The following is a 16,987-nucleotide window of genomic DNA, read 5'->3' as shown; positions in this document are numbered from 1 at the left end:
TTCCCGGCGGTAGTTTATAATACGTGCTCCATTGTAAAGTCAAATGGACTGCAACTCCAAGCAAGCCAAGCAATAATTCGACCACAATTCACCAACGATTCGACTATACCGTCAGCTTTTGCCCTCCAACCTAATTCTGCCAATGTCATTTGATCTGCACTCGCTACCCAAACCAGGTTATCGGATTCATTTACCCACTCTGCACGGTTCGGCCGATTCGTACGCCTTAAGTCAGACAGCTACGGCGCTCAAAGCTGCGCAGCGCATGTTGACGGTATTCGTGGCCGATGCGACCGATGCTCAGCGTTTGCAAACCGAAATTAGTTGGTTTGGCAGCGAAGCACAGTTGCGCTGTCATGTATTGCCGGACTGGGAAACATTGCCCTACGACGCGTTCTCGCCGCATCAGGATTTAGTGTCCGAGCGCTTGGCAACACTGTATGAAGTGGGTCACGGTCAATCGGATGTGTTAATTGTGCCGGTGTCCACCGCGCTCCTGCGCATGGCACCTCCCTCATTTTTAGCGGCTTATACATTCTTTTTCAAACAAGGCGCAACACTCAACGAAGCGCAGCTTAAAACTCAACTGACCTTGGCGGGTTACAGCCACGTGTCGCAAGTGATGTCGCCGGGCGAATATGCCGTGCGCGGCGGCTTGATTGACTTATTCCCGATGGGTTCGCCCTTGCCGTATCGCCTAGATTTGTTCGGCGAAACCATAGAAACCATCCGCACCTTTGACGCCGATACGCAGCGCACGATTTATCCGGTCAAGGAAGTTCGCCTGTTGCCAGGCCGCGAGTTCCCCATGGATGAACCAGCGCGCACCGCTTTCCGCAAAAAATGGCGCGAGGTGTTTGAAGGCGATCCATCACGTACCCGCATCTATAAAGACATCGGCAACGGTATTGCTTCGGCGGGAATTGAATATTATCTGCCACTGTTTTTTGAACAAACTGCCACCTTGTTCGACTATTTGCCAGAATCGACTTGCCTGTGCATGGTCGGTGAAATTGATGCGGCGATTCAACGCTTTTGGACCGATACGCAATCGCGTTATGCGTTTTTAAAGTCCGACCGTGAACGGCCAGTATTAGCGCCCGAAGCGCTGTTCTTGCGCGATGAGGATTTTTTTACGCTGACCAAACCGTTTGGGCGGTATTTAATTAAGTCCAATGCCGAAGACCAAATAAAAATCTCCACCGCACTTCCTGATATCGCGGTCAATCGCCGCTTAGATGATCCGCTTGCCAATCTGCGCTCGTTCTTACTGCAAACCAAACAGCGCATCTTAATTTGCGCCGAATCCAACGGCAGGCGCGAAACATTGCAGCAGTATTTTGCCGAATACGATTTGCATCCCGTAATTTGCGATAGCTTGACCGATTTCGTGACCGGCACTGCGCCCTTGATGCTAGGCGTTGCGCCGTTATTTGCTGGCTTCAATCTGGAAAGCGGCATTAGCTTTATCACCGAAACCGAGTTATACGCCAACGTCACCCGCCGCTCTTCCGCGCGCAAAAAGCAAGAAGGCGCGACGCAAGTTGAATCCATGGTGCGCGATTTGTCTGAACTCAAAATCGGCGATCCAGTGGTGCATGAACATTACGGTATTGGGCGATATCAAGGTTTAGTCGCCATGGATTTGGGCGAAGGCGAAACTGAATTTTTGCATCTGGAATACGCCAAAGAAACCAAGCTCTACGTGCCCGTGGCGCAATTGCACGTTATTTCACGCTATTCCGGCGCATCGCAAGAAGAAGCGCCGCTGCATACCTTAGGCTCCGGTTCGTGGGAAAAAGCTAAGCGTAAAGCCGCGCAACAATGCCGCGATACTGCCGCTGAATTGCTTAACTTATACGCCCGCCGCGCCCTGCGTCATGGCCATGCATTTGAATATTCCGCGCACGACTACCAAGCTTTTGCCGAGAGTTTTGGCTTTGAAGAAACTGCCGATCAAGCGGCTGCGATTAATGCGGTCGTCAGCGATATGACGTCCGGCAAACCGATGGACAGACTGATTTGCGGCGACGTAGGTTTTGGTAAAACCGAAGTAGCCCTGCGTGCCGCCTTCGTCGCGGTCATGGGCGGCAAACAAGTTGCGATTTTGGCGCCAACCACGCTGCTAGCCGAACAACATGCTCAAACGTTCGCTGATCGCTTCGCCGATTGGCCAGTAAAAATCGCGGAATTATCGCGCTTTAGAAGCGGCAAAGAGATCACCGCCGCGATTAAAGGCATGAACGATGGCACAGTCGATATCGTCATCGGCACCCATAAATTATTATCCGACGACGTTAAATTTAGCCGTCTAGGTTTAGTCATCATCGACGAAGAGCACCGATTTGGCGTGCGCCAAAAAGAAACCTTAAAAGCCTTGCGTGCCGAAGTCGATGTATTGACCTTAACCGCCACACCGATCCCGCGCACCTTGGGCATGGCATTGGAGGGTTTGCGCGATTTCTCCATCATCGCCACCGCGCCACAAAAACGGTTAGCAATTAAAACTTTTGTCCGCAGTGAAGATAATTCAGTCTTGCGCGAAGCCTGTTTGCGCGAGTTAAAACGCGGCGGCCAAGTCTATTTCTTGCACAACGAAGTCGAGACTATCCAAAACCGCAAAGCAATGCTGGAAGAATTGTTGCCCGAAGCGCGTATTGCAGTCGCGCACGGCCAAATGCACGAACGCGATTTGGAAAAAGTTATGCGCGATTTCGTGGCGCAGCGCTATAACATTTTGCTCTGCACGACCATTATTGAGACCGGCATTGACGTCCCAACCGCCAACACAATCATCATGCATCGCGCCGACAAATTCGGTTTGGCGCAGTTGCACCAATTGCGTGGCCGCGTCGGTCGGTCGCATCACCAAGCCTACGCCTATTTGCTGGTGCACGACGTCAAAGGACTAACCAAATTGGCGCAGCGCCGACTCGATGCAATTGTGCAGATGGAAGAACTCGGCAGTGGCTTTTATTTAGCCATGCACGATTTAGAGATTCGCGGTGCGGGTGAAGTGTTAGGCGACAATCAATCGGGCGACATGGTGGAAATTGGTTTCCAACTGTATTCCGAAATGTTGAATGAAGCCGTGCGTAGCTTAAAAGAAGGCAAAGAGCCCGATCTGGCTGCGCCGTTAGCGACCACCACCGAAATCAATTTGCACACGCCAGCCCTGCTCCCAAGCGACTTCTGCGGCGACGTGCACGAACGTTTATCGCTCTACAAACGCTTATCCAGCGCCAAGAGTTTTGACGCCATCGATACCTTACAAGAGGAATTAATCGATCGTTTTGGCAAACTGCCAGAGCCAGTTACCGCCTTGGTGGAAACGCATCGACTGCGCGTACTGGCAAAAACCGTGGGTATTTTTAAAATTGACGCTCATTCGGATGCCGCGGTGATGCAATTCATCGAAAAGCCGCCGATTGATCCGATTCGGATTATTGAATTAATCCAAAAAAATAAGCACATTAAATTGCACGGTCAGGATAAGCTACGCATCAGCGCCAACATGCCTGATTTGGCTGCACGAGTTGGGCAAATCAAAACGGCTATCCGCGCCTTGAAATAAACCTTACAACTAACATGACGAACGCAACTACTCAAACACTGATTTTGCAAAGCCTAACGGCGGACCTAAAGGCACTAAAAGAATTAGCCCAATCCGCCGCACCAACGCAGATTACGGAACTTTCCCAGCACGCCATACGCTGCACCGGCATTGCGGCAAGCGAGCGCAGCGACGCCTTAAAAAGCCAAATTAGCGATCTGGCTTTTGCGGCCAAAATCGACGCCTATTGGAGCACATCACCCAAACAGCTCAGCGACTTTCGTTTTCTGGCAATGGACATGGATTCCACCTTAATCACGATTGAATGCATCGATGAAATCGCCGATATGCAAGGTTTAAAGCCGCAAGTCTCCGCCATTACGGAAGCGGCAATGCGCGGTGAAATTGCTTTCCCTGAGAGCTTGGCACGTCGCGTAGCTTTACTTAAGGGCTTACCTGCCGAAGCTTTGCAAAAAGTGTACGACGAACGCTTGCAACTCTCGCTTGGCGCCGAGCCTTTGCTCAAAGCGATTCAAGCAGCGGGCATCAAAACCTTGCTAGTTTCTGGTGGCTTTACCTTCTTTACCGATAGGATGAAAGCGCGCTTAAACCTCGACTTCACCCATGCCAATGAACTAGAAATCGTTAACGGCAAATTAACCGGCAACGTTATCAAAGGCATCGTCGATGCGCAAGAAAAACGCCGCACCGTAGAACGCGTCTGCGCGCAACTGGGAATCACAACACAACAAGCCATCGTCATGGGCGACGGCGCGAATGATTTGGCGATGATGGAAATTGCGGGATTATCAGTCGCTTTCCGCGCTAAACCGGTTGTGCGGGCCAAAGCCGATGTCGCACTTAATTTTGTTGGATTAGACGGAGTATTAAACTTACTTTAGGAGACAACATGTCAGTCAATAACTCGCAAGAATTGGTGTTTGATGCGCAACTGGAATCAATCAAAAATTACGCATGGTGGTTTTATATTTTCCATGCCGTGAGCATGTTATTTACCTTGGGCGCGCTGTCTTTTATTCCAGTCATTTTGAGTTACGCCAAACGCGGCGAGGCAGCCGGGACTTTCGTTTATAGCCATCACAATTGGCAAATCAATTCATTCTGGATTTATCTGGCCTGCGTATTTGTGGGCTGGGTGCTAATCATCACCATTGTCGGAATTCCGCTAGCGTTTATCGTTTGGGGCGGCGCATGGCTGTGGAAAGCCTATCGCTTAATCACCGGCATTATGGCGCTCAATGAAAATCGTCCAATCGGCGATAATCCTTTCAACGGAATTAATTAACTCACTTAGCGCGCACATCAACCGCTTAATTAAAAACGTCATTGCCAATTTGGAATGACGTTTTTTGTTTTTTAGCGCATCCCAACGGCGTGCGTATTGTTGGTTGCAAATTCCTAGTACAATAATCGAAAAAATTCGCACGGTCGTGCTTTTATCTAATTTCATACTGGCTTAAATCCCCCACGGAGACAACATGGACCTCAACTACAGCCCGCAAGACGAACAATTCCGCGCCGAAGTGCGGCAATTTCTTACGCAAAATTTACCCGCCGATATTCAACACAAAGTCCTCAATCATTTGAGGTTAGAAAAAGACGATCACCTGCGCTGGCACAAAATTTTGGCCAAACAAGGCTGGGTCGGTAATGCATGGCCGGTGGAATTTGGCGGAACCGGTTGGACGCCGGTGCAACGGCATATTTGGAACGAAGAATCTGGCTTGGCAGGATCACCGCGCATCTTGCCGTTTGGCGTTTCTATGGTCGCGCCAGTGATTATGAAGTTCGGCAATAAAGCGCAACAAGATTATTATTTGCCGCGTATTTTGAGCGGCGAAGATTGGTGGTGCCAAGGTTATTCCGAGCCTGGTTCGGGTTCCGATTTGGCTTCATTAAAAACCCGCGCCGAACGCGACGGTGACTACTATGTAGTCAATGGCCAAAAGACCTGGACCACTTTAGCGCAACATGCCGACACGATTTTTTGCTTGGTACGCACCGACCCAACGGCGCGTAAGCAAGCCGGGATTTCATTTTTGCTGATCGATATGAAAACGCCCGGTATTACCGTGCGCCCCATCATCATGTTGGACGAAGAACACGAAGTCAATGAAGTGTTTTTCGATAACGTCAAAGTCCCCGTCGCCAATTTAATTGGCGAAGAAAACATGGGTTGGACCTACGCCAAATATTTACTGGGACATGAACGCACCGGCATTGCGGACATCGGCAGCAGCAAGCGTGAATTGAATTTTTTAAAAAAATTCGCCTTAGCTCAACAAAAAAATGACGCACCTATCTTGGCCGATCCGCACTTCGCCGCCAAGGTCGCCAACCTAGAAATTGATTTGATGGCGTTGGAAGTGACACTATTAAAAGTTGTCTCCACCGAAGGCAAACAAAAAGGTCCCGGACCGGAAGCGTCGATATTAAAAATCAAAGGCACCGAAATCCAACAAAAATTAACTGAGTTAATGTTAGAAGCCGCCGGCCCCGCGGGCTTGCCATTTGATCCAGCTTATTTAAGCGGAAAACAGGCGCACAGTATTTCCGCGGGCGACGATGCGGCACCGTTAGCAGGGACTTATTTTAATTTCCGTAAAACTTCGATTTACGGCGGTTCCAATGAGATTCAAAAAAACATCATCGCGCAAATGATGTTGGGTTTATAAAAATTACGGAGATGACGATGGACTTTGAATACAGCCAAGAGCAGCAACAATTTACCGATTCGATACGCCGCTGGGCAGAGAGCAACTACGATTTCGAATCGCGTAAACAGATTATTTATTCCGACACCGGCGTTTCCAACAAAGCGTGGAATGCGATGGCCGAGCTCGGCATGACTGCCCTGCCGGTTCCCGAAGAACAAGGCGGCTTCGCGGGAAGCGCAGTCGATATGATGGGCGTGATGCAAGAAATTGGACGCAGTTTATGCGTCGAGCCGTATTTCGCCACTATGTTTGGCGCAGAGTTTTTGGCAGCATCGCACAGCCATGCAGACGTATTGGAACAAGTCGCCAGCGGAGAAATTAAACTCGCTTGCGCACTGAATGAAAAACAATCCCGCTACGAGTTAAACAACATCACCACCAGCGTGACCGCGAACGCTAGCGGTTTTGTTTTAAACGGCAACAAGACAACGGTACTGCATGGCGCTCAAGCGCAATTACTCATCGTCTCCGCGCGCAGCAATGCGGCAAGCCGCGCTGCGGATGGTATTAGTTTGCTATTAGTCGATCCAAGCTTGGCTGGTGTAACGATCAAAAACTACCGCACCTTAGATGGTCTGCAAGCTTCTGATATTGAATTTAAAAACGTTCAATTAAGCACCGGCAGCATCATTGGTGAAATGGGAACGGCGTGGGAGCTATTAGACGCAGTCTCTGACTACGGTGTGACGTTATTGTGTGCCGAGGCAGTGGGCTGCATGGAAGCCTTAATCGCAGCTACGCTGGAATACCTCAAAACGCGGCAACAATTCGGCACGCCAATTGGCAAGTTCCAAGTCCTGCAACATCGCATGGCCGATATGTTGATCGAGCTAGAGCAAGCCAAATCGCTGACCACCTTAGCCGCTTCCAAAGCACACGCAAGCGACGCACAAGAGCGACGCAAAGCAGTCTCAGCAGCCAAGGTTAAGGTTGGACAAGCCGGTAAATTTATCGGGCAACAAGCGGTGCAATTGCACGGTGGGATGGGCGTGACCAACGAACTGGCAGCGGCGCATTATTTCAAACGTTTAACCACCATTGATTTAACGCTGGGCGATGTCGATCACCATTTGGCGCGGTTTATTGCCTTACCAGACTTTGCCAAAGCCGCTTAAGAAGTCTGGCCTCCAGCGACCACAATATCGTGCTGCTGCGTGCAGCAAACTGCCAAGGCAATGCGCAAGCCGCGCACGATATCGGTTAGGGACATGCTAGGCTGATTGGCGTTACTACCGCCTTTGGCCACTTGCTGCGGGATTGCGGGCACATGAATAAAGCCTGCCCGCAAATTAGGTGAATGCTGCGCAACATGATGCATCAAGCCGTAAAACACATGATTACACACAAAACTGCCAGCCGATTGAGAAACTCCAGCCGGGATTCCTTCTTGACGGATTTTTTGCACGATTGCCTTGATCGGCAACGTTGAAAAATAGGCTGCCGGTGCGTCGGCCACGACCGGAATATCTATCGGTTGATTGTTCGCATTATCCGGAATCCGCGCATCATCAATATTGATCGCCACTCGTTCAACCGAAATCTCACTGCGCCCCGCCGCCAATCCCACCGCGATCACAATATCAGGCTGAGTCAACGCAATTGCTTTGCTAAGTTGTTGCACCGACTGCCCAAACACACAGGGCAATTCGATACTGCGTACATGGAATAAATGCGTGTTTAATCCATCGAGCAATTTAACGGCTTCCCAGGATGGATTAATCGAATCTTGATTGAACGGCTCGAAACCGGTGAGTAATATTTTTTTCATAAAAATTTGATTTTTACCGCCGAAAATCTAGTTGAAGACATTCTTTTGCCAGTACCTTCAATAGCTAGCAATAGGTCAATCCTCATTATCTTAACCGACAAGCACTACCAACCAGTCCAATCGGTAATACCTTCGCGTTGATAGACTTCTTTCCAGCTAGGGCGGGCGCGCATTAAGTCAGCGAACCTGCTCAACGCGGGCCATTCCAACGCGGTGCGCGGCATATTGCGTGACCAGCGCATGTGCATGATGAGTAGCAAATCTGCGGCGCTGAATTGTTCACCCAAGAGATACGGGCCGTGCGCGGCGAGATGGGTGTCGAGTATTGTCCAAATCCCTTCGATTTTCTTTTGCAACGGCGCACGCGATTCTGGCGTGTGTTCGGTCAACCCTAAGTCGGACGGATAAAACCAGAAGCGGTAAGTCGCGGCCAGCGAATTACTCAGAAATACTATCCACTGATACCAGGAATCGCGCTCGGGCGAACCGATGGCAGGCGCTAAACCTGCTTCGGGATGACGATCGGCCAGTGCCATCAAAATCGCCGCCGATTCGCGCATCGGCTTGCCATCAATGATTAAAGTAGGCACCACGCCTTGCGGATTGAGTTTTAAATACTCGGCGCTATGTTGCACGTCGCTGTCAAAATCGACCAATTTCAATTCATGCGGCGCGCCGATTTCTAATAGTGCTTGATGCACCACCATGCTGGCAGTGGCGGGGCAATAATAAAGTGAGTACATCGACTGCAATCTCCGATTTTTCTATATGTTTTAGTACAGCGCTTAATTCCCAGCGACGGTCATGCTTTCAATCAAAATCGAACCGGTTTGCTTGGTGCCGCGTGTCATCGTGTCGGCACCAACTGCCACGATTTGCTGGAACATGTCGGCTAAATTTCCGGCGATGGTGATTTCTTCAACTGGGTATTGAATCACGCCGTTTTCTACCCAAAAGCCCGAAGCGCCGCGCGAGTAGTCGCCGGTCATGTAATTGACGCCCTGCCCCATTAATTCAGTGACTAACAAACCGGTACCCATTTTTTTGAGCATCGCCGCAAAGTTGTCGCGCGCTTTGGTGAGGTCGGATGTGAACTGCAAATTGTGTGAGCCGCCCGAATTACCGGTCGTTTGCATCCCCAGTTTGCGGGCCGAATAGGTTGATAAAAAATAACCTTGCAACACACCGTCTTTGACGACAGCACGTTTTTGGGTTTTCACGCCTTCGCCATCAAACGGTGACGAACCGGCAGCGCCCAAAATATGCGGATCTTCGATCAATTGAATATGTGCAGGGAAAATCGATTTGCCTAAGCTGTCGAGCATAAAGGTCGATTTACGGTACAACGCGCCGCCCGAGACGGCTTGCACCAACGCGCCGACCAAGCCAACCGCTAACGGCGCTTCGAACAAAACTGGGCATTTGCGAGTATCCAATTTACGCGCATGCATACGCGATAAAGCGCGTTCTGCAGCGTAATGGCCGATGGCTTCCGGCTGGGCTAATTTTTTCGGATTGCGGGAAGATGAATACCAGTAATCGCGCTGCATGTTTTTACCGCTGCCTGCAATCGGCGCGACTGAAATCGTGTGGCGAGAAAAAGCATAACCGCCCATAAATCCAATCGAGTTCGCGGCGACGAATTGCGATTGATTCGCGTACACGCCCGCGCCTTCGCTGTTTTTGATGCGCGGATCGACTTCAAAGGCAGCCGCTTCCGCGCGTTTTGCAAGATGGATCGCTTCTTCGGTATTGATTTTCCAGGGGTGGAACAGCTTTAATTCTTGTGGATTTTTTTTCAACATATCGGCGTCGGGCAAACCAGCGCAGTCGTCGGCAGCGGTGAAGCGGGCAATGTTGTAGGCGGCATCGACGGTCGCTTTGAGTGCGTCGGCGGAAAAATCAGAGGTACTTGCATTACCGCGCTGCTGTCCTATAAATACAGTAACGCCGATGCCTTTATCCTTGTTTTGCTCAATAGTTTCAATTTTGCCACGGCGGACACCAACGGATAATCCTGCGCCCTCACTAATCTCAACCGCCGCATCTGTTGCACCTTTGTCACGAGCGAATCGTAAAACATCTTGTGCTAATTGCTTTAATTGGTCTTGACTGTAGGTAAATGCGCTCATAGGTCTTTAGGGACGAGGTTAAAAAGAGTATGATAGCAGCCTTCTAGTTTCAAGATTCGTTTTGATTCACACCCATATAGGCAGCCTGTTCCGCCTAAAAGTCACTAAAACTATGCCAAATCCAAACCGAGGCTCTTGTGGATTCCAGTCCACTGAATTCGAGCAAGAATACGAACGCCCATCCAAATCGCAACTAAAGCGCGAAATGACCGCGCTGCAAAAACTGGGACAAGAACTAATCGACCAACCGCGCGACCGCGTCAAACGTGTGCCGATGCCGGACGATGTTCGCGATGCGATTTTAGAATGCCAATTGATTAAAGACCACGAAGGCCGTCGCCGCCAATTGCAATATGTTGGTAAAAAAATGCGTTCGTTAGAACCCGAAGAAGTCGCCACCATTCAACGCACAATTGATAGCTGGCGCGGCGCGTCTAAGGCCGAAACGGCCACCATGCATTCGTTCGAGAAAAAACGCGATAAGCTGCTTGCCGACGATAAAGCCTTGACCGAATTATTAGAGCAGTATCCCGAACTCGACGCCCAGCATTTACGCACTTTGATTCGCAACGCACGTAAAGAGCAAGCAGAAAACAAACCGCCGAAAGCATATCGCGAGATTTTCCAAATTCTCAAGCAACTGCACGCCGATAGCAGAAAAGCAGCCAATGCAGCCGATGACGACGAAGAGTACGAGGGCGAGGATGAGTCAGACGATTACTGATCCAACTCAATTGCGCGCCGAACAAGCGCACACCTTGCGCATCGGTTTGGTTTCCATCTCTGACCGCGCTTCTTCGGGCACTTATCAAGATTTAGGCATCCCCGCGTTAAACGAATGGCTAAGCGATTGCCTGCAAAGCCCGCACGAAATCATTACCCGTTTGATTCCCGATGAGCGCATGCAAATCGAGCAAACGCTCATTAATTTAGTCGATAACTTGCATTGCCATTTGGTGCTGACCACCGGCGGCACGGGCCCCTCGCGGCGCGATGTCACACCCGAAGCAACCCTTGCTGTCGCCACCAAAGAAATGCCAGGTTTTGGCGAGCAAATGCGTCAAATCAGTTTGCGCTTTGTGCCAACCGCGATTCTCTCACGCCAAGTCGCGGTGATTCGTGAAACGACCGATCACGCAGCGTTGATTTTAAATTTGCCCGGTCAGCCAAAATCGATTAAAGAGACTTTAGAAGGATTGCGCGACGAGGCCGGCAATAGCGTGGTGCCCGGTATTTTCGCGGCAATTCCCTATTGCATCGATCTGATCGGCGGCCCATATATCGAAACCGACCCAAGCATCTGCAAAGCATTCCGACCTAAATCGGCGCTTAAAAAAACAACCTAACTTCGCATTCGCCATGACCACTTCCAAGCTCACCACAATACAAATTGAAACCTCACCAAATCCAACAGCATCCGTCATTTGGATGCACGGACTGGGTGCCGACGGCAACGATTTTGTCCCTATCGTGAACGAACTGGATTTGCGCGGCTGCCCAGCAATCCGCTTTGTCTTCCCGAACGCGCCGCATATTCCCGTCACCGTCAATGGCGGCTACGTGATGCCAGCTTGGTACGATATTCGCAGTGCAGATTTGCTCAATCGCGAAGACGAAGTAGGTTTGCGCTCGTCGCAAGCAGCGATTGAAGAGTTAATTAAGATTGAACAAAACCGTGGCGCGCAAAAAATTATTCTGGCCGGTTTCTCTCAAGGCTGCGCCATGACGCTGCAAACCGGTTTGCGCCAAAGCACGCCGCTAGCTGGATTATTATGTTTGTCCGGCTACCTGCCGCTAGCCGCCAAAACTGCCGAAGAACGCAATCCAGCTAACCAAAACGTCCCAATCTTCATGGCGCACGGCCGCCAAGATCCGGTAGTGCAAATTCAACGCGCCGAACAATCGCGCGATTGGCTCGCTAGCCTAGGTTACAACATCGAATGGCATGAATACGCAATGCAGCATTCCGTTAATTTGGAAGAAATCGCTGATATTGGTAAGTGGTTTAGAGCGGTTCTCGCATAGTTTCAGCCCCCCCACAAGGCGCGATAAACCGTGACGTTATCGCGCCACTCTCGCCTTTACATCCCCTGATTTCCGATGTTAATTATTTAATTAACTTCCCTCAAAAACCGCTCATTTCAACCCTCCTAAATTTTTTTAAAAAAAGTTTGTAAGGATTAATTCGCTGGGCCGACTACTGCTTACCAAGTTCACTTATTGAAAGTAACTGGTCATGTCAGTAATCCCTTACCACTTCTTAGGAGTCACAAATGAGCACAATTAAATCAAGCATCGCTATCGCATCCGCCGCCGCTGCATTCTTCGCTTTTGGCGCTAACGTGTCCGTCGCTCAAGCTGCTGACGCGCCTGCTGCTGTGCATTGTGCAGGCATCAATAGCTGCAAAGGCACGTCAGAATGCAAATCAGCGACCAATGCATGCAAAGGTCAAAATGCCTGTAAAGGACAAGGTTGGGTTAGCCAATCGTCAGAAAGCGCCTGCAAAGCTGCTGGTGGCAAGATCGTTATGTAATGTAAGTGTTTGTGGACTGGGTGCCGGATGCTGATCTGGCACCAACTTTACCTCTCTCTATCATGACAAAAATTGACGGCTTCGGTCTGGGCTTACGCCCTGCGCATTACCATGATTTTCTTGAACAAAAACCTCCGGTTGATTGGCTGGAAATCATTTCTGAAAACTACCTAGTTCCCGGTGGCCGTGCGCTGCAGTTTCTAGATTCGATCCGACGCGATTACCCGATGGTGATGCATGGTGTCTCGTTGTCGATTGGTGGCTGCGATCCGTTGAATAGAGATTATTTGCGCGAGCTGAAAGCACTCATCCAGCGCGTACAACCTGGCTGGGTTTCGGACCATATTTGCTGGACCGGTGTCGATCATGCCAATCTGCATGACTTATTGCCCATGCCTTACACCGAAGCGGCATTGGCGCATTTGGTCGAGCGGGTGACGCAAGTGCAAGATTTCTTAGGTCAGCAAATCGTTCTTGAAAATGCCTCCACCTATGTCGCCTTTCATGCCGATGAAATGAGTGAAGCCGAATTCGTCGCGCAGCTGATTAAGCGCACCGATTGCGGCTTGCTATTAGACGTCAACAATGTGTACGTCAGCGCGGTCAATCATGGCTTCGATGCACGTGCGTACATCGATGCAATTCCATCCAACCGCATCAAACAAATTCATTTAGCCGGTCACGAAGATCATGGCGACTACATTATTGACACGCACGATCATCCTGTCGGCGCGCCTGTTTTCGAGCTATACCAATACACCTTGCAGCGCCACGGCTGGATTCCGACCATGATTGAGCGCGACGACAATATCCCGCCGCTGGCCGAATTATTGACCGAATTAGACACCGTGAAATACCACGCCGACACCGCTTTGCATCTCACCAGAAAAGCATCATGAGCAGCCTACTAGCGCAACAACAGCAGCAATTTGCCGACGCCATCCGAGCCTACTCGTTTGAAGCGCCCGCCGGATTGTTGCGCGCCACGCCGCAAGGTCAATCTGCTCGTTTTCAGGTGTATAGCAATGCTTACCAAATCCGCTTGGGCGAAGCCTTAAAGGAAAATTATCCCGTGCTTGCCAGCGTGTTGGGTGACGAGGGTTTTGCGCAACTTGCGGCGAATTTTCTGCGTCGATATCCGTCAAAGAAAGCCTCAATTCGCTGGTTTGGAGAGAATCTAGCTCAATTCGTGCGTGATGAACCAAGCTCAGTTCCCCATCCGGCTTTACACGATTTAATCCGCATGGAATGGGCGCTTAGCACCGCGTTTGATGCCGAGGATGCAGCCACACTGCAAGTCAGCGATTTCATGCAATTAACCCCACAAGATTGGGCGACCTTGACATTAACATTGCATCCCAGTTTGCGTTTGCTGGCCATGGAATGGAATGTCGAACCAATTTGGACTGCACTGAGCGCGGACGCAAACAACGAAACCGCCGCACCCGAACAACTCACCCATCACTTACTGATCTGGCGCGATCAAGAAACCAATCACTGGCGCTCGGTCGCTGACATAGAAGCGCAACTCCTCGGTGCCACGATTGCTGGGGCGAGCTTTACCGAATTGTGCGATGTCGCGGCTCAAGCCGATACCGGAGCGAACGAAGTCGCTTCTTACCTGCGCATTTGGGTTGAAGCCGGGCTGGTCGCGGGCATGAACTCCGACCACTAAGGAATAGCGATGAGCTCCCGCACCGATTTATTTGATTGGCTAGTTCGGCACTTTATCGCCACTTATTTTTTGATGGTTACGCTATTCATCGTATTCGGCGTGCTATCACTGGATTTAGTCAAATACTTCTCCGCTAACGCCAACTATTTGCTGGAATATGGCGTGATGGCGCTCTGGGATGGCGGTTTGCTGCAACTGATAGGCTTATTGTTCAACGCTCTATTCGCCGTCTTGGCCTACCTCGGTTTCAAACTGTGCGAACACGCTTTGGTCGAACGCGCCGCACATCACCGTTAATTCCAATCCCTGCTCCGCTTTACCGTGCTTCAAGCTGATTGCGATGAAGCCACAAAAATCGCTTGCAAATAATGTTGCACAAAAGCATAGTTTGCAAACTCGATTCGACGATCAGCCCGCTTTAATGCGCGATGAATGAATTCGATCTTATTCACGCTTAGACGCACCAATCCCAATCCTATTTGGAGAACTCAATGACCCAGTTCCGCGCGCAACTCAACAAACTGTTGACCACCTTATTAATCAGCAGCGCCTGTCTTACCGCAGCCGCCCAAGCTGCAACTCCCGCCTATTTGGACCAGCACAAAACCACGCCCGAAGATGTGGCGGCGATCAACAAGTTGGTTGAAAACTTTGGTGTTGCGATCAAAACAAAAAATCCTAAGCTACTTTCCACCTTGGTGTTAAATTCCAAAATTCTCTTCGTCTCGCCTTGGCCCGAGGAAGACATCAAAATCAAGCAAGCACAAACCGATACGACTTTTGACGGCGTCACATCGGGCGGCTATGAGAGATTTGCAGACTTAATTAAAAATGAAAAATCAACGCTGGAAGAAAAGTTTTATAACGTCAAAGTTACCCAAGACGACAACCTCGCTTGGGTGATGTCGGATTTTGAATTTATCGAAGGTGGCGTGGTGCTGAATCACGGCGTGGAAGTTTGGCAGTTGATGAAGGTTGGTGAAGGCAACTGGAAAATTTTGTCGGTGGTTTGGTCTAGTAAGGGCAAGCCAGGCGTATAAAGGGCTCAATTCAAAGCGCTAAATTGTCGGCAATTTCACAAAAAATATTACTTAAAAGCATTAAATCCCAACCTCCCTCGGTATAATTCAGCGATCAACATTGCTCATTCATCAAGGGAGAAATCCCCCCGATTCGCTCACACGAGTCTGCGCGAAATCGATCGACTGCGCCAATATTCAAAGAATAACTAATTCCACCTCAGGGAAACCATGCAAAAACCACCCTTCCGCTTCGGCCGCAGCATGTTCAAAGATGCCGTTTGGTCGCTCGTGCCACTCTTTCTGTTAGCGCTCTGTGCTGTTTGGGCTGCCTATCATTTTATTGATCCTGCGCCGCCGCATCGTTTAGTCATCATGACCGGCGTGGAAGACAGCTCTTATCAAGATTTTGCTAAAAGCTATAAAGAAATTTTGGCCGAGGATGGGATTGAGCTGGTGATTCGCCAATCGAATGGCGCGCTAGATAACCACCAAAGTTTGCGCGACCCGAATTCGGACGTTGATTTGGGATTCTTACAAGACGGCTTGAATGAGCCGAGCAGCGATACCGAAGTTGAACCACTGTCCTTGGGCAGCGTATCGTATGAGCCGCTTTGGGTGTTTTATCGCGCAAAGCAAGCGGTAACCAAGTTCTCTGAACTCAGCGGTAAACGTATCGCCATTGGACGCGAAGGTTCGGGGACGAAATTGTTGGCGCTGCGATTATTAGAAGCTAGTGGCGTCAACGGCGAGAACAGCAAGCTACAGGCGGTTGGTCGGGATGAGGCGGCGGCGCAACTGTTGGCGGGCAAAATCGATGCTGTATTTTTTATTGGTGAACCGGATTCACCGATCGTGCAGCAATTAGCCGCCGATGCCCAAGTGCGGATACTTAATCTTGATCAAGCGGGCGCCATCGTTAGGCACTTTCCGTATCTGCATGAATTACATGTGCCGCACGGTTTAATCAATATCGCGCACAATTTGCCGGCACAAGACATCACCTTGCTGGCGACCACCACTACTTTAGCTGTGCGCGATTCAGTGCACCCTGCCTTGGTTTCACTTCTGATGAAAGCCATGCACGAAACCCATTCGGAAGCCGGCTTGCTGCATTCGGCCAATGAATTCCCGTCCAGCAAAGACGTCGATTTAGAACTCAGCAAAGATGCCGAGCATTACTACAAATCGGGGCCACCGCTGCTGCAGCGCTATCTGCCGTTTTGGCTCGCTACCTTAATTGATCGCGCTGCGTTGGTTCTTATTCCTTTGCTGGCGGTGCTGGTGCCATTGGTGCGCGCTATTCCGCAGATTTATAACTGGCGGATACGTCGGCGCATCTATCGTTGGTATGGCGAGTTAAGTTTTTTAGAAACGCGCTTGCGTGAAAAACCGACCGATTCTGAAATCCCGACGATGATTAAACAACTCGATCACATCGAAGAAAAAGTACAGCAGGCGAAATTGCCACTGACGTTTTCAGAACACACGTATGTACTAAAGGAGCATATTGATTTTGTGCGGCGGCGGATACAAAAACCACATACTAATTAAGCAGGACGTTGAGA

General features: G+C 50.1%; 17 protein-coding genes. 14 read left to right on the top strand and 3 right to left on the bottom strand.

The window, feature by feature from the left end:
• Positions 1 to 142: 142 nt before the first annotated feature.
• From mfd to E2I14_RS06480, 5 genes are all read left to right on the top strand, one after another.
• Positions 143 to 3,574, top strand: coding sequence for a transcription-repair coupling factor (mfd, locus tag E2I14_RS06500; RefSeq protein ID WP_133326626.1), 3,432 nt, complete (start codon positions 143 to 145; stop codon positions 3,572 to 3,574).
• A gap of 14 nt (positions 3,575 to 3,588) precedes the next feature.
• Positions 3,589 to 4,455: a phosphoserine phosphatase SerB gene (gene serB, locus E2I14_RS06495; protein ID WP_133326624.1), complete on the top strand. Its 867-nt coding sequence runs from the start codon at positions 3,589 to 3,591 to the stop codon at positions 4,453 to 4,455.
• A gap of 8 nt (positions 4,456 to 4,463) precedes the next feature.
• Positions 4,464 to 4,859 carry a DUF4870 family protein gene (locus E2I14_RS06490; RefSeq protein ID WP_133326622.1) on the top strand — a complete coding sequence of 132 codons (396 nt, stop codon included), beginning with the start codon at positions 4,464 to 4,466 and terminating at the stop codon, positions 4,857 to 4,859.
• Between the two features lie 193 nt (positions 4,860 to 5,052).
• On the top strand, positions 5,053 to 6,249 hold the full coding sequence (locus E2I14_RS06485) for an acyl-CoA dehydrogenase family protein (protein WP_133326621.1): 1,197 nt from the start codon (positions 5,053 to 5,055) through the stop codon (positions 6,247 to 6,249).
• Between the two features lie 17 nt (positions 6,250 to 6,266).
• Complete coding sequence (locus E2I14_RS06480; protein ID WP_133326619.1) at positions 6,267 to 7,406, top strand: acyl-CoA dehydrogenase family protein; 1,140 nt, start codon at positions 6,267 to 6,269, stop codon at positions 7,404 to 7,406.
• On the opposite strand, the gene pcp is transcribed toward E2I14_RS06480, so the two are convergent.
• From pcp to pmbA, 3 genes are all read right to left on the bottom strand, one after another.
• Positions 7,403 to 8,059: a pyroglutamyl-peptidase I gene (gene pcp, locus E2I14_RS06475; protein WP_133326617.1), complete on the bottom strand. Its 657-nt coding sequence runs from the start codon at positions 8,057 to 8,059 to the stop codon at positions 7,403 to 7,405. The two genes, E2I14_RS06480 and pcp, sit on opposite strands and share 4 nt — an antisense overlap.
• Before the next feature lie 104 nt (positions 8,060 to 8,163).
• Positions 8,164 to 8,802, bottom strand: a complete 639-nt coding sequence (locus E2I14_RS06470) for a glutathione S-transferase family protein (RefSeq protein WP_133326615.1) — start codon at positions 8,800 to 8,802, stop codon at positions 8,164 to 8,166.
• 42 nt (positions 8,803 to 8,844) lie between these two features.
• Positions 8,845 to 10,191 carry a metalloprotease PmbA gene (gene pmbA, locus E2I14_RS06465; protein WP_133326613.1) on the bottom strand — a complete coding sequence of 449 codons (1,347 nt, stop codon included), beginning with the start codon at positions 10,189 to 10,191 and terminating at the stop codon, positions 8,845 to 8,847.
• Between the two features lie 112 nt (positions 10,192 to 10,303).
• On the opposite strand from pmbA, the gene yjgA reads away from it, so the two are divergent.
• The 9 genes from yjgA to E2I14_RS06420 all read left to right on the top strand — a co-directional run bounded on the left by yjgA (position 10,304) and on the right by E2I14_RS06420 (position 16,973).
• Complete coding sequence (yjgA, locus tag E2I14_RS06460; RefSeq protein ID WP_133326611.1) at positions 10,304 to 10,915, top strand: ribosome biogenesis factor YjgA; 612 nt, start codon at positions 10,304 to 10,306, stop codon at positions 10,913 to 10,915.
• The gene (gene mog, locus E2I14_RS06455) at positions 10,896 to 11,537 is read left to right on the top strand and encodes a molybdopterin adenylyltransferase (protein ID WP_133326609.1); all 642 of its coding nucleotides are present in this window, start codon (positions 10,896 to 10,898) and stop codon (positions 11,535 to 11,537) included. The genes yjgA and mog overlap by 20 nt, the downstream gene beginning before the upstream one ends.
• 13 nt (positions 11,538 to 11,550) lie before the next feature.
• Positions 11,551 to 12,216, top strand: a complete 666-nt coding sequence (locus E2I14_RS06450) for an alpha/beta hydrolase (RefSeq protein ID WP_133326607.1) — start codon at positions 11,551 to 11,553, stop codon at positions 12,214 to 12,216.
• Positions 12,217 to 12,464: 248 nt separating this feature from the next.
• Positions 12,465 to 12,725: a BufA2 family periplasmic bufferin-type metallophore gene (gene bufA2 / locus E2I14_RS06445; RefSeq protein ID WP_133326605.1), complete on the top strand. Its 261-nt coding sequence runs from the start codon at positions 12,465 to 12,467 to the stop codon at positions 12,723 to 12,725.
• Positions 12,726 to 12,787: 62 nt separating this feature from the next.
• Positions 12,788 to 13,624: an MNIO family bufferin maturase gene (gene bufB / locus E2I14_RS06440; RefSeq protein ID WP_133326603.1), complete on the top strand. Its 837-nt coding sequence runs from the start codon at positions 12,788 to 12,790 to the stop codon at positions 13,622 to 13,624.
• On the top strand, positions 13,621 to 14,400 hold the full coding sequence (locus E2I14_RS06435; RefSeq protein WP_133326601.1) for an HvfC/BufC N-terminal domain-containing protein: 780 nt from the start codon (positions 13,621 to 13,623) through the stop codon (positions 14,398 to 14,400). Before bufB ends, E2I14_RS06435 begins: the two co-directional genes overlap by 4 nt.
• Before the next feature lie 9 nt (positions 14,401 to 14,409).
• On the top strand, positions 14,410 to 14,697 hold the full coding sequence (locus E2I14_RS06430; RefSeq protein WP_133326599.1) for a hypothetical protein: 288 nt from the start codon (positions 14,410 to 14,412) through the stop codon (positions 14,695 to 14,697).
• A 194-nt stretch (positions 14,698 to 14,891) separates the two neighbouring features.
• Positions 14,892 to 15,440, top strand: coding sequence for a hypothetical protein (locus tag E2I14_RS06425; protein WP_133326597.1), 549 nt, complete (start codon positions 14,892 to 14,894; stop codon positions 15,438 to 15,440).
• Positions 15,441 to 15,650: 210 nt separating this feature from the next.
• Positions 15,651 to 16,973 carry a TAXI family TRAP transporter solute-binding subunit gene (locus E2I14_RS06420; RefSeq protein WP_133326596.1) on the top strand — a complete coding sequence of 441 codons (1,323 nt, stop codon included), beginning with the start codon at positions 15,651 to 15,653 and terminating at the stop codon, positions 16,971 to 16,973.
• Positions 16,974 to 16,987: the final 14 nt, after the last annotated feature.

Source organism: Sapientia aquatica (assembly GCF_004358105.1).
GTDB classification, from domain to species: Bacteria; Pseudomonadota; Gammaproteobacteria; order Burkholderiales; family Burkholderiaceae_D; genus Solimicrobium; species Solimicrobium aquaticum.
This window is presented reverse-complemented; position numbering and strand designations above follow the sequence as displayed.

Coding starts and splice junctions, on each gene's coding strand:
- E2I14_RS06470 (WP_133326615.1), bottom strand. CDS start 8,802: ATGTACTCACTTTATTATTGCCCCGCCACTGCCAGCATGGTGGTGCAT.
- bufB (WP_133326603.1), top strand. CDS start 12,788: ATGACAAAAATTGACGGCTTCGGTCTGGGCTTACGCCCTGCGCATTAC.
- E2I14_RS06480 (WP_133326619.1), top strand. CDS start 6,267: ATGGACTTTGAATACAGCCAAGAGCAGCAACAATTTACCGATTCGATA.
- E2I14_RS06435 (WP_133326601.1), top strand. CDS start 13,621: ATGAGCAGCCTACTAGCGCAACAACAGCAGCAATTTGCCGACGCCATC.
- E2I14_RS06420 (WP_133326596.1), top strand. CDS start 15,651: ATGCAAAAACCACCCTTCCGCTTCGGCCGCAGCATGTTCAAAGATGCC.
- bufA2 (WP_133326605.1), top strand. CDS start 12,465: ATGAGCACAATTAAATCAAGCATCGCTATCGCATCCGCCGCCGCTGCA.
- serB (WP_133326624.1), top strand. CDS start 3,589: ATGACGAACGCAACTACTCAAACACTGATTTTGCAAAGCCTAACGGCG.
- E2I14_RS06425 (WP_133326597.1), top strand. CDS start 14,892: ATGACCCAGTTCCGCGCGCAACTCAACAAACTGTTGACCACCTTATTA.
- mog (WP_133326609.1), top strand. CDS start 10,896: ATGAGTCAGACGATTACTGATCCAACTCAATTGCGCGCCGAACAAGCG.
- E2I14_RS06490 (WP_133326622.1), top strand. CDS start 4,464: ATGTCAGTCAATAACTCGCAAGAATTGGTGTTTGATGCGCAACTGGAA.
- pmbA (WP_133326613.1), bottom strand. CDS start 10,191: ATGAGCGCATTTACCTACAGTCAAGACCAATTAAAGCAATTAGCACAA.
- E2I14_RS06485 (WP_133326621.1), top strand. CDS start 5,053: ATGGACCTCAACTACAGCCCGCAAGACGAACAATTCCGCGCCGAAGTG.
- pcp (WP_133326617.1), bottom strand. CDS start 8,059: ATGAAAAAAATATTACTCACCGGTTTCGAGCCGTTCAATCAAGATTCG.
- E2I14_RS06430 (WP_133326599.1), top strand. CDS start 14,410: ATGAGCTCCCGCACCGATTTATTTGATTGGCTAGTTCGGCACTTTATC.
- mfd (WP_133326626.1), top strand. CDS start 143: ATGTCATTTGATCTGCACTCGCTACCCAAACCAGGTTATCGGATTCAT.
- E2I14_RS06450 (WP_133326607.1), top strand. CDS start 11,551: ATGACCACTTCCAAGCTCACCACAATACAAATTGAAACCTCACCAAAT.
- yjgA (WP_133326611.1), top strand. CDS start 10,304: ATGCCAAATCCAAACCGAGGCTCTTGTGGATTCCAGTCCACTGAATTC.